This window comes from Mailhella massiliensis (assembly GCF_020741395.1).
Classification (GTDB): Bacteria; Desulfobacterota; Desulfovibrionia; order Desulfovibrionales; family Desulfovibrionaceae; genus Mailhella; species Mailhella massiliensis_A.
In genome coordinates this window covers 1-12,093 of sequence record NZ_DYZA01000170.1, presented here as the reverse complement: position 1 = coordinate 12,093, position 12,093 = coordinate 1, and the positions used below count along the sequence as shown (strand labels likewise).

Below are 12,093 nucleotides of genomic sequence, written 5' to 3'. Positions count from 1 at the left end.
CATGCTGCGTTTTGAATGTGATTACGGCGAAGGCGCGCACCCGCGCGTTATGGAACTTCTTGTGAAAAGCAATCTGGAACAGACTCCCGGCTACGGGGAAGACCATTACTGCGATACGGCCCGCATCCTCATCCGCGAGGCCTGCCAAGCTCCGGAAGCGGACGTACACTTTCTGGTGGGCGGCACACAGGCCAACTTCGTAGTCATAGAAGCCGCGCTCCGCCCGTGGCAGGGCGTGCTCTGCGCGGAGAACGGGCATATCAACACCCACGAGACAGGCGCCGTGGAGGCCACGGGCCACAAGGTGCTCGCCCTGCCTGCAAAGGAAGGGAAAATCACCGCCGCACAGATACGTGAAGCCTGCAAAGCCCACTATGCCGACGCCTCGCACGAGCATATCACGCAGCCGGGCATGGTGTACCTTTCCGCTCCCACAGAATTCGGCACCTTGTATACGAAGGCAGAACTTGAAGAGATAAGCCTTGCCTGCCGCGAGCTTGCCCTTTTCCTTTTTGTGGACGGGGCGCGCATGGGCTACGGTCTCATGTCCGAAATCAACGACCTCAGCCTTGCCGACTACGCGAGACTCTGCGACGCCTTCACCATAGGCGGAACCAAGGTAGGCGCGCTGTTCGGCGAAGCCGTAGTCCTTACCTCCCCTCTTCTGAAAAAAGACTTCCGCTACCTCATGAAGCAGCGCGGGGCCATGCTGGCCAAGGGCAGGCTTCTCGGCGTGCAGTTTACGGCCCTTTTTGAAGGCGGCCTCTACTTCGACATGGCAAAACATGCCGATACTCTCGCCATGCGCCTGCGCCGCACTTTCCTCAACAAGGGCTGGCCCCTGCTTTATGACTCCTTCACCAATCAGCAGTTCCCCGTGATTCCCGACGAAGCGCTGGAACAACTCGGCAAGGAATTTTCCTTCAGCTTCTGGCAGAAAATGGACGGGAAAAGAAGCGCGGTACGTTTCTGTACAAGCTGGGCTACCACGGAAGAGGCCGTGGACAGGCTCATCGCCTCCGTGAAGACACTGTAAGCTTCCCTCATCAAAAACGCCGCTTCCGCAAGGTTCGATGCGCGGAAAACAAGGCGGGGCGCATGCCCCGCCTTTTCCGTATCTTCGGCAAATCCCGAGTTCAGCGGCAAAGGCCGTTTCCGCACAGGCCAGGTGAATCAGGCCTGTTCCTCTTCCCCCCAGAAAAGTCTTGTCACATCAGGCGGCACGGGAGAACCGCGCATGCTCCCCAGCCAGAAGGCAAGAAGGGATATGACGCAGGTGGGCACAATGGCATGCACTCCTCCGAGAGGCACCTTGAAAATGGAAAAGAACATGAAGACCGCCACGCCCGCCGCCATGGACCAGACGGCTCCCGTGGCGTTGGCTTTCTTCCAGTACATGCCGAGCACCACGGGCCAGAGGAATACGGCTTCCAGCCCGCCGAAGGCGAAAAGATTGATCCACACCAGAAGTTCCGGGGGATTGAAGGAGGCGCAGAACACCAGAACCCCGGCCGCCAGCGTACAACAGAAGCTCATACGGCCTATCTTTTTCGCCGAGATGCCGGAAGTATCGTTCTTCAGGCTGTAGCGGATGTATAAATCCTTGATGATGGAGGCGGAAACCAGAAGCAGCATGGTATCCACTGTAGACATGATGGCGGCCAGAGGCCCGGCCACGAACACGCCCGCCCAGAACGGCGGCAGAAGCTCCAGGATGAGCGAAGGGATGATGAGGTCGCCGGAAGTGAGACCGGGCATAACGGCGCGGCCCAGTACCCCCGCAAGGTGCATGAACAGCAGCAGGAAGCCTATGATGAGCGTACCCATGATCATGGCGTCGTGCATGGATTTGGAATTCTTATAGCCGAAGCAGCGCTGCGTGGTCTGGGGCAGGCCGAGGATGCCGAGGCCGACCAGTATCCAGAAGGAAAAAAGCATGGGCGCAGGTATGGCTCCCCCCGCGCCGGAGGGGGTGATGAGGCCGGGATCCATGCCTTTCAGCGTCTGGATGCACTGCTCCATGCCGCCGCCCGCCCGGACCACGGCAAAAAGTATGACGACGGAGGCGATGAGCATGACGACGCCCTGCAAAGCGTCGGTGACGGCCACGGCCCTGAAACCGCCCACGGCGGTATAGAGCACCACTGTCACACCGAAAAGGATAAGCCCAGCCTCATAGGGGTAACCCGTCACGGCCTGGAAGACGCGGGCACCGCCGATGAACTGGGCCACCATGGAGGCGGCGAAAAAGATCAGTATGGCCGCGGAGCAGAGCAGAACCACGGCATCGCTTCTGTACCTTGCATAGAGAAAATCCGTGATGGTCACAGCATGGACTCGCCTGCCCAGTATGGCGAAACGCTTGCCGAGCACACCCAAAGTAAGGAAGGTAGTCGGAACCTGTATCATGGCAAGCAGCACCCAGCCGAGGCCCAGTTTGTACGCCACGCCCGGGCCTCCCACGAAACTGCTCGCGCTCGTGTAGCTTGCGATGATGGTCATGGCGAGCACGAAGCCGCCCATGGTCCTCCCGCCGATGAAGTATTCTTCAATGAAGCCACGGCCCGGGCCCTTTCCGGCCTGCCTCTGCGCCCAGAGGGCAAGCAGGAGCGTAAGCGCGAGATAGCCGATGAGGGGAATGAGCGCAAGATTCATTGTTTTCCCCCCCCCTTGCCGTCTTCCGGCTCATCAAGGGGAATATCGACGAAAAAGCGTCGCACCACGACCCACAGGATAAGAGTCATGACAGGATAGCCCAGCACGCAGCTGTAAAAAAACCACGCCGGAAGCCCCCACACATAACTGTATTCCTCAGGATCGCCGGAACCGAGAACAAAGGCGAACACCGTCCACCACACGAAAAAAAACGCATAAAGGCCCAGCGTGATGACTGCTTCACGATCGGCCTGCCTGAACGCCTTGCGCATAGTTCCCCCTTGCATATATTCCGCGCTCCCCGCAGGCACGGAAAAGCCCCCAAGTACATGCCCGAGGACGTCTATCGCCTGTTTGCTGCGGGAATGTTCTTTAAAGCATAACCCTCAACTGCCCGGAACCTCAACCTCTTTCTGCCTTCCCCTCCTCCGCCAGGAAGCGAAGAGGGCGCCTGTGATGTTCTGCCACGCGCTGAATAGCGCTCCCGGGAGAGTCGCGAGCGGGTTCATGGCGAAGTTGGCCGCGGCCAGGGCCACGGCAAGGCCGCTGTTCTGCATGCCCACTTCTATGGAAACGGCGGTGCTTTTCGCGTAGTCCATGCGAAGGAGCCTCGCCACCCCGAGGCCGAGGAAAAGCCCGGCCCCGTTGTGCAGAAACACGAGAACGAGTACCAGTGCGCCGCTCCCGGCGATTTTCTCCGCGTTCACGGCGATGATGCCGCTTACAATGAGCACTATTCCCGCCACGGAAATCAGCGGGCAGATATCCGCGATGCGATCCACGGTCCGGCCCGCCATGCGACGCAGCGCAATCCCCGCCACCACGGGCAGAAGCACGATCTTCACCACCGAAAGCACCATGGCAGGAAAGGAGACTTCCACCCAGCTTCCCGCAAGAACATACACCAGAAGCGGCGTCATAAGGGGAGCTGCCAGGGTGGAAGCTATGGTCATGCCTACGGAAAGAGCCACATCCCCGCATGCAAGGTAGGTAATCACATTGCTGGCCGTACCTCCCGGGCAGCAGCCCACCAGAATGACTCCGAGAGCCAGATCGGCAGGCAGGTCGAAGGATACGGCAAGCCCGAAGGCCAGAAGAGGCATTACGGTGAACTGGGCCGCGCAGCCTGCAAAAAGGGCGCGCGGGCGGGCGAACACCGCGCGGAAATCCTCCATGCGTATGGTAAGGCCCATGCCGAACATGATAACGGCGAGGAAGGCGGAGGTATACTGCACGGCCCAGGCGAACAGGGAAGGAATCAGAAAGGCCGCAAAGGAAAATACAAGGATGATGAATCCTATCTGCCGGGAAAGCCACGCGCTCACGCGCCGGAACGTCTGCATACCTGCCTCGTAACATAAATCCGGGAACGCCTTCGCGAGGGCGCTCCCGGATTTTTCGCTCTATACGCCTTCAAGGCGCTCCATATCTTCCAGCCTGCCGTGCCTCTCGCAGCGGGTCACTCGCGAGACCTGGTTCCTGCCATTCACAAAAACGACTCTCGGCAGGGACACATCCGCTTCTTCCGGCGCCATCAGAGCATAGGCCGTGATGATGAGCTTATCCCCGGGCTGCACCGTACGCGCCGCCGCCCCGTTCAGACAAACGACGCCGCTGCTCCGTTTTCCCGTAGTGGCATAGGTTTCCAGGCGGAGCCCGTTGTCCACGTCCACCACCTGCACCTGCTCATATTCATGGATGCCGGCCTCTTCCATGAGATACCCGTCGATGGTGATACCGCCCGCATAATCCGGCTCTGCCTGCGTCACCACGGCGCGGTGAATCCTGCCCTTCAGCATATTGAGGAGCATGGGCTAACCTTCAAAGGAGAAATTGTCGATAAGACGCGTCTTTCCTATGTACACGGCCATGGCGCAGAGCACCGGGCCTTCGGCGCGCGTCACGGGCTGCATGGAGAAGGCGTCCACCATGTCCACATAGTCGATGCGGGCCAGAGGCTCCTTTTCTATACAGGCCCTCATGGCGGAAAGCACGGCGGCTGCGTCTCTCTCGCCCTTCTCCATCATCTCCCGCCCGAGAAAGACGGCGCTGCTCAGCACCAGGGCGGCCCTGCGCTCCTCCGCGTTCAAATAGGTGTTGCGGGAACTTTTCGCCAGCCCGTCCGCCTCGCGCACGATAGGACAGCCCACAATCTCAATATCGAAGTTGAGGTCGCGCACCATGCGGCGGATGATGGCGAGCTGCTGCGCGTCCTTCTGCCCGAAATACGCCCTGTCGGGAGCCACGATATGAAAAAGCTTGCTCACCACCGTGCACACCCCGCGAAAATGAATAGGGCGCGTTCTGCCGCAGAGATTCTCGCTGAGCTTCTGCATGTCCACCCAGGTACAGAAATCCGGCGCGTACATGTCTTCCGGACCGGGATGGAAGATAAGATGGGCCCCGGCTTCCTCGCAAAGGCGCGCGTCGGCCTCGATATCGCGCGGATAGCTCGCGAGATCCTCACCGGGACCGAACTGGGTGGGGTTCACAAAGTCGCTGACCACCACGCGGTCGTTTTCCGCAACGGCGCGCACGATGAGGCTCTTATGCCCTTCGTGCAGATAACCCATGGTCGGTACAAGGCCCACACTCAGCCCTTCCCTGCGCCAAGCCTTCACCCATGAGCGCACCTCTTCCACAGAAGAAACAATCTCCATTGGCAACTCCTTACGACAAGCCACTCCAGGCCTCTGCACGGCAATGTACGGAACCTTGCAGCACGGCTATGTTCTATAGCAAAAAAATATGCGGACCTTTCCAAACGGAAATTCCGCCTGCATTAAAAGAAGAGTATAGTCAAAAAGCAAAAGAAGAGCAACCGGTACCCTGTTGACAGAACCGTAGACACGCCTTGCTGCACACACGATAAAAACCATCTCCTGCCGTAATGCATGATATAAAAGATGCACTGTGCCGGATACGCCCGGGAAACAATGCCGGGCGAGCTCTTCCCGGACAGAAACCATCCTTTCCTTCCGCGCGATGCAGCCCATCCCGCATGTTACCCCATTCCGTTGCGGTTTTTGTAAAAACACTCTATATCATACGGGTTCCGGCAGAAAAAACTGCCGTCCTCCCCTTCTCCCGGGGGAATCTTCAGGATGGAATTTCCATGGAAGAACTGATACTCCACGAAATCGTCGTACTTTTTATTCTTTCCATCATCGTCGTTCTCATCTGCCTGCGTTTCCGCCTGCCCTCCATCGTGGGCTTTCTGCTCACCGGCGTTCTGTGCGGGCCTTCTGCCCTCGGCCTCATTCCCAGCCCGGAAGCCGTGGACACCATGGCCGAAGTGGGCGTAGCCTTCCTCATGTTCTCCATAGGCATGGAGCTTTCCGGGAAAGAACTGGTACGTCTGAAAAAGCCCCTCTTTCTCGGCGGCTCATCCCAGGTACTTCTGACCGTGGCCTTCGTATTTGCCCTCACCTTCTGGTGGTGCGGACCGAGGCTCGGCATCGTATACGGCTGCATGGTTACGCTCTCCTCCACAGCCATAGTACTGAGCATATTGCAGCAGAAGGCGCTCACGGAGTCCCCGCAGGGCCAGATCTGCCTTGCGGTGCTTATTTTCCAGGATCTCGCCATAGTGCCCATGGTGCTCATCTTCCCCCTGCTCGCCGGCGGACTGGAACTCGACATGAACTCCATGTTCCTCGCCGCAGGCAAGGGACTTCTCGTCATCAGCGGCATACTGCTCTTCGGCAAGTTCATCCTGCCCCGCCTCATGTTCAGCGTAGTGCGCACACGAAGCCGCGAGCTCATGCTCATGACGACGCTCGGCCTCTGCCTCGCCGTAGCGCTCATCACTTCGTGGCTCGGCCTTTCCCTGGCTCTCGGAGCCTTCCTCGCCGGGCTCATGATGGCGGAGTCGGAATACAGCCTCAACACGCTGGAAAGCATCATGCCCTTCAAGGAAGTCTTCTCCAGCATCTTCTTCATTTCCGTGGGCATGCTGCTCAACGTGGGCTTTTTCCTCTCCCATCTGCCTGTTATCGCCCTGTGTGCAGCGGGTATCATCGCAGCCAAGATACTCATGGCCATCCCCTCGGTACGCGTGCTGAAATATTCCCTGCGCACGGCCCTGATCGCATCCTTCTGCCTTGCGCAGGTAGGGGAATTTTCTTTCGTACTCGCCAAATCCGCCCTGGGACTGGAACTCATCAGCAACGATGCCTATCAGATTTTTCTCGCCGCCAGCATCCTGACCATGGTGCTCACCCCCCTGCTCATCGGCATCGCCCCCAAGGTGGCCGGGCTCATTCTGAGAAGCCCGAACGTGCAGACTGCGGAAGCCGCCACTGGTGAGGAAACGGCGGAAGAGGAAGGAAACGGCATCATACGCGACGGACGGCAGCTCAAGGATCACCTCATCATCATCGGCTTCGGCATAGGCGGACAGATTATGGCCCATGGAGCGAAAAGCTGCGGCATACCCTACATCATCTCCGAAATGAATCCCGATACCGTAGCTCGCTACCGCGATACGGAGCCCATACGCCACGGCGACGCATCCTTCCCGCTGGTGCTCGCGCATCTCGGTGCGGCAACGGCAAGAACCCTTGCCATACTCACCTCCGATCCGGCGGGCAGCCGCGCCATCATTGCCAACGCGCGGGCCATGAACCCTTCCCTGCACATTATCGTGCGTACGCGTTTTCTGGGCAACCTGGACTCCTACAAAGAGGTCGGGGCCAACGAAGTCATACCCGAAGAGTTTGAAACCTCCCTGGAAGTATTCGCCCGCGTTCTCAACCATTACCTCGTACCCCGCCAGACCATAGACGAATACGTTTCCGCCATACGCCGCGAAAACTACGGCATGCAGCGCAGGCTGGGTATGGGCGGCTCCATCATGGAAAGCCTGCCTGACCTCCAGCTTCTGGCCTATGAAGTGGAAGAAGGCTGTCCGCTTGCGGGCCGGACCATCGCGGAAGCCGCCCTGCGCAAGGAGCACGGCGTCACGGCCGCAGGCGTGCGCAGAGGTGAGGAGATCAACAACAACCCCAATGCGCAGACGCAGCTTCTCGCCGGGGACGTGGTCTACCTTCTGGCCACGCAGGAAGCCCTGAACAAGGCGGCATGGCTTTTCCGTGCCGGGGAAGGGAGCCCCCGGGCATGACGGCTACCTCCGCCCTGCCCTCCGGCCTTGCCGCCCTTGACGACGACGGACGCCGGGAATACTGGGCTGCTCTGGCCCTGCGCTGTACGCCCGGGCTGGGCAGCCGGGGAGCCTGCCTGCTGCTCAGACATTTCGGCTCGGCCTATGCGGCCATAACCAGCCTGTCCCGCTGGCCGGAGGCCGGTGTGCCTTCCCATAAGGCGGAAGAGCTCGCCCGCAATACCTGGCGCGCACGGGCAAGGCCGGAATGGGAAGCTTCGCGCCGCCTTGACGCCGCAATCATCCTGTGGACAGACCCGCGCTACCCCGCACTTCTGAAGGAGCTGCCCGACGCCCCGGCCCTTTTCTACGCGAAGGGTGAACTTTCCCTGCTTGCCGGACCATGCGTGGCCGTTGTGGGCTCACGGGAAAGCTCCGCCGCCGCGCTCGACATGGCCTCAGCCATGGCCGGGGAACTTTCCCGTGCGGGCGTGACGGTAGTTTCCGGGCTGGCCTTCGGGGTGGACGGACGAGCCCACCGTGCGGCCCTTACCGGGCCGGGGCGCACCATCGCCGTCATGCCCGGCGGCGTGGACAGGATTTTTCCGGCAAGACACAGAGAACTGTACCAGCGCATGGCGGAGCACGGCCTCATCGTGAGCGAAATGCCCCCCGGCACGACTCCCGGCCCCGGCGCCTTCCCTGTGAGAAACCGCATCATCAGCGGCCTCTCCCTGGGGCTTCTCATGGTGGAAGCCGTCCATGCCGGAAGCGGCAGCCTCATCACGGCGCGCCTTGCCGCAGAGCAGGGGCGGAACGTCTATGTGCCCTCACCGGATATATGCCGGGGCCCGTATCGTGAAGGCACGAAAAAACTGCTTCTTGAGGGAGCGCGCCCCGTATTCCGTGCGTCGGATATTCTTGCCGACCTTTTCCCGCATCTGAAAAGCGCACTGGACACGGAGGACAGCCAAAGCCCTCTCTCTCATACCCGACCGGCTCAGGCACAGGAAAGCTCCGGGGGGAAAACCGCCCCCGCCCTCCAAGACACCTCCCCCATACGGAGTACTATGCCCGGAAAAGCCCCCCTCCCAAAGGAGAAAAGCTCCGCTCAGGACATGACGGAAGAGGAAGCGTATCTTCTTTCCCTTCTGCGGGAAAAACCGCTTCTTCAGGATGAACTGCTCCATGCAGCGCAGGACGGCGGCAGAGAGTGGACAAGCGCCTCCGTCAGCGCCGCGCTCATGATCCTGGAAGTGAAACATCTGGCGCGCCGCCTTTCCGACGGGCGCTATGAGGCGAACGCATGAACCGCATTGCCGAAATCACCGCCTCCCTGCCTTCCGCTCCGGCCGCATTTCTCGCCTGGCTGGAATTTCAGAAAGGCGCTTCCGAGGCCACGGTACAGGCCTATGCACTGGATATCCTGGAATTTGAAACCTACCTGCACAGCGTGGGGGCCAGCCTGGAACACCCTTCCGAAATCACGCGGCAGATGGTGCAGGGTTTTTCCGCCTCCCTGTTCCGCAAAAATCTGGCGCGCTCCTCCACGGCGCGCAAGCTCTCCGCCCTGCGCTCCCTGTTTCGCCACCTGCTCAGGCTGCACAAGATAGAAAGCGATCCCTGCGCAGGAGTGCGCAATCCGAAGCAGGATCAAAGGCATCCTGCCATGCTCAATGTCGACCAGGCTTTCGCCCTGCTTGAGGACCACTCCCCTCCGGAAGATACTTCGAAAGATATCTTCCACCTGCGGGACATGGCTCTTTTAGAGCTGCTCTATGGTTCAGGCCTGCGCATTTCCGAGGCTCTCGGACTCAATGTAAACGACATAAGACAGGGAGCAACGCATATCATCGTCATGGGCAAGGGCAGCAAGCAAAGGCAGGTACCCCTGAGCGACACCTGCCTTGCCGCCCTCGCCCGCTGGATATCCGCAAGAAGCGAAGTTCCCCCTGCGCACGGGGAAAGAGCCCTCTTTCTCGGCAGGCGGGGCAAAAGACTGGACAGGCGTCAGGCCGCACGGATTCTGGAGGAAAAGGCCGTATCCTCGGGCATCGCGCAGCACGTTTCCCCCCACGATCTGCGTCATTCCTTTGCCACACATCTTCTGGAAGGCGGGGCTGATCTTCGCGCCGTGCAGGAGCTTCTGGGCCACAGCCGCATCTCCACCACGCAGCGCTACACGCACCTCGACCTGGCAGCCCTCTCGCGCATTTACGATTCCGCCCATCCCCTGGCGGGAGATGAAGAGAAGAAAGGCAAGAGCTGAGCACCCGGCAGGGGGAGGCATTTACCCGTTGCGCGCAAGGCAAAGAAAGGATAAACTCTCTTCTCCTTTTTCCTTCTCCGGGTGGTGCGCATGTCTGAACAACTTCTCCTCGCCGACATAGGCAATACCTGCATCAAGCTTGTTTTTGCCCGCCCCGACGCCCTTCAGGCCGCCTATTCCCTGCCCACCAGAGCGCAGCACACGGCCGACAGCCTGGGGCTTTCCCTGCTCCAGCTCCTTTCCCTGCAGGGCCTTGCCGCAAAGGATCTCGCCGCCTGCGTGGTCTGTTCCGTGGTGCCCGACGTGAACACTCTTTTTCAGGAAGCCTGTCGCAAGTACCTGGGCAAAGCTCCGCTTTCCTTTCCCGGCGATTTCACCATCGACATGAAAAACGGCTATGATCAGCCGCAGGAAGTGGGGGCCGACCGCCTGCTCGCAGCCTTTGCCGCAAGAAAGCTTTTCCCGGACACGCCCTCCCTCATTTCCGTGGATTTCGGCACCGCCACCACCTTCGACTGCGTATCCGGCAACACCTATCTCGGCGGGCTCATCTGCCCCGGGCTTTTTTCCTCCCGCAACGCACTTGCCGCCAATACGGCGAAGCTCCCGCGCATTTCCCTGGAAATGACGGATTCACGCGTGAGCATAGGAAAAAGCACCATCACCAGCATGAACCACGGCTTTCTCTTCGGCTTCGCCGCCATGACGGAAGGCCTGTGCGAACGCCTGAAGGAAGAGCTGCCCGGCCCCACTTTCGTGGTGGGCACGGGCGGCGCGGCGCATGACCTTGCAAGGATATGCCGGGCTTTCGACGCCGTCAGGCCCGACCTTATCCTGGAAGGGCTCCGGCTGCTCTGGGCCGGAGGCGGGGCCTGCGCTTCAAAATAACATTCTGTTCCCCTACCCGGGCCCTGCCCGGCTATATCCCAAGGAGTTTCCTCGATGAACAACAGCACCATCACTTCCGTATGGGCCCGCGAAATTCTCGATTCCCGCGGCAACCCCACTGTTGAAGTGGAAGTCAGCCTCGAATCCGGCCACGTCGGCCGTGCGGCCGTACCCTCCGGCGCCTCCACCGGCAGCCGAGAAGCCCTCGAAATGCGCGACGGCGACAAGAACCGCTACAAGGGCAAGGGAGTGACCCGTGCCGTGGAACATGTGAACGGTGAAATCGCCGAAGCCATAGTGGGTCTCGACGCCCTGCGTCAGGTGCAGGTAGACAACACCCTCATCGACCTCGACGGCACCGACAACAAGTCCCGCCTCGGCGCCAACGCCATGCTCGGCGTTTCCCTCGCCACCGCCCGCGCCGCCGCCGAATACCTCGGCCTGCCCCTGTACCAGTATCTCGGCGGCGTAAACGCCAAGATACTGCCCTCCCCCATGATGAATGTCATCAACGGCGGCGCGCACGCCCCGAACAACCTGGATATCCAGGAATTCATGATTATGCCCGTGGGCGCCAAGACCTTCGCCGACGCGCTGCGCATCGGCGCGGAAGTGTTCCACACCCTGAAGGGCATCCTCGCCAAAGACGGCCACGTCACCTCCGTGGGCGACGAAGGCGGCTTCGCCCCCAACCTGAAGAGCCACGACGAGGCCTTCAGCTACCTCATCAAGGCTATCGAGGCTGCCGGCTACATCCCCGGCGCGGAAGTGGCCCTCGGCATCGACGCCGCTTCCTCCGAGTTCTACAAGGACGGCAAGTACATCATCGCCGGCGAAGGCCTGGAACTCACCAGTGAAGAAATGGTGGACTGGCTGGAAGACTTCACCGAACGCTATCCGCTCATTTCCATTGAAGACGGCATGGCCGAAAACGACCGTGAAGGCTGGAAGCTGCTCACCGACCGCCTCGGCGACCACATCCAGCTCGTAGGTGACGACCTCTTCGTGACCAACCCCGACATTCTGGCCGAAGGCATCGAAGACGGCCTCGCCAACGCCGTGCTCATCAAGGTGAACCAGATCGGCACCCTTACCGAGACCTTGGACACCATCGAAATCGCCAAGAACGCCGGCTACGCCACCATCGTTTCCCACCGTTCCGGCGAAACCGAGGACACCT

11 protein-coding genes are annotated in these 12,093 nt (G+C 60.3%); 6 read left to right on the top strand and 5 right to left on the bottom strand.

The genetic code is table 11. The annotated features are described in order from the left end of the window. The first annotated feature begins 1 nt into the window (after position 1). Complete coding sequence (locus K8W16_RS08495; RefSeq protein WP_304122718.1) at positions 2–1,036, top strand: low specificity L-threonine aldolase; 1,035 nt, start codon at positions 2–4, stop codon at positions 1,034–1,036. A 137-nt stretch (positions 1,037–1,173) separates the two neighbouring features. Here K8W16_RS08495 and panF read toward each other — a convergent pair whose 3' ends face one another. The 5 genes from panF to panC form a co-directional block, all read right to left on the bottom strand. Further along, on the bottom strand, positions 1,174–2,655 hold the full coding sequence (gene panF / locus K8W16_RS08490; protein WP_304122717.1) for a sodium/pantothenate symporter: 1,482 nt from the start codon (positions 2,653–2,655) through the stop codon (positions 1,174–1,176). Continuing rightward, complete coding sequence (locus K8W16_RS08485) at positions 2,652–2,927, bottom strand: YhdT family protein (protein WP_304122716.1); 276 nt, start codon at positions 2,925–2,927, stop codon at positions 2,652–2,654. Before K8W16_RS08485 ends, panF begins: the two co-directional genes overlap by 4 nt. 114 nt (positions 2,928–3,041) lie before the next feature. Further along, entirely contained in the window at positions 3,042–3,998 is a 957-nt protein-coding gene (locus K8W16_RS08480) for a bile acid:sodium symporter family protein (RefSeq protein WP_304122715.1), read from the bottom strand. Positions 3,999–4,058: 60 nt separating this feature from the next. After that, on the bottom strand, positions 4,059–4,466 hold the full coding sequence (gene panD, locus K8W16_RS08475) for an aspartate 1-decarboxylase (RefSeq protein ID WP_304122714.1): 408 nt from the start codon (positions 4,464–4,466) through the stop codon (positions 4,059–4,061). 3 nt (positions 4,467–4,469) lie between these two features. Beyond that, the gene (gene panC / locus K8W16_RS08470) at positions 4,470–5,315 is read right to left on the bottom strand and encodes a pantoate--beta-alanine ligase (protein WP_304122713.1); all 846 of its coding nucleotides are present in this window, start codon (positions 5,313–5,315) and stop codon (positions 4,470–4,472) included. A 455-nt stretch (positions 5,316–5,770) separates the two neighbouring features. Between panC and K8W16_RS08465 the strand changes: the two genes are divergently transcribed. The 5 genes from K8W16_RS08465 to eno all read left to right on the top strand — a co-directional run. Beyond that, complete coding sequence (locus tag K8W16_RS08465; RefSeq protein ID WP_304122712.1) at positions 5,771–7,777, top strand: cation:proton antiporter; 2,007 nt, start codon at positions 5,771–5,773, stop codon at positions 7,775–7,777. Further along, entirely contained in the window at positions 7,774–9,066 is a 1,293-nt protein-coding gene (gene dprA, locus K8W16_RS08460; RefSeq protein ID WP_304122711.1) for a DNA-processing protein DprA, read from the top strand. The genes K8W16_RS08465 and dprA overlap by 4 nt, the downstream gene beginning before the upstream one ends. Next, on the top strand, positions 9,063–10,025 hold the full coding sequence (locus tag K8W16_RS08455) for a tyrosine recombinase XerC (RefSeq protein WP_304122710.1): 963 nt from the start codon (positions 9,063–9,065) through the stop codon (positions 10,023–10,025). The genes dprA and K8W16_RS08455 overlap by 4 nt, the downstream gene beginning before the upstream one ends. Before the next feature lie 90 nt (positions 10,026–10,115). Further along, positions 10,116–10,913 carry a type III pantothenate kinase gene (locus K8W16_RS08450; RefSeq protein WP_304122709.1) on the top strand — a complete coding sequence of 266 codons (798 nt, stop codon included), beginning with the start codon at positions 10,116–10,118 and terminating at the stop codon, positions 10,911–10,913. A gap of 54 nt (positions 10,914–10,967) precedes the next feature. Then, positions 10,968–12,093, top strand: a 1,126-nt coding sequence (gene eno, locus K8W16_RS08445; RefSeq protein ID WP_304122708.1) for a phosphopyruvate hydratase, incomplete at its 3' end; no start/stop codon positions are given.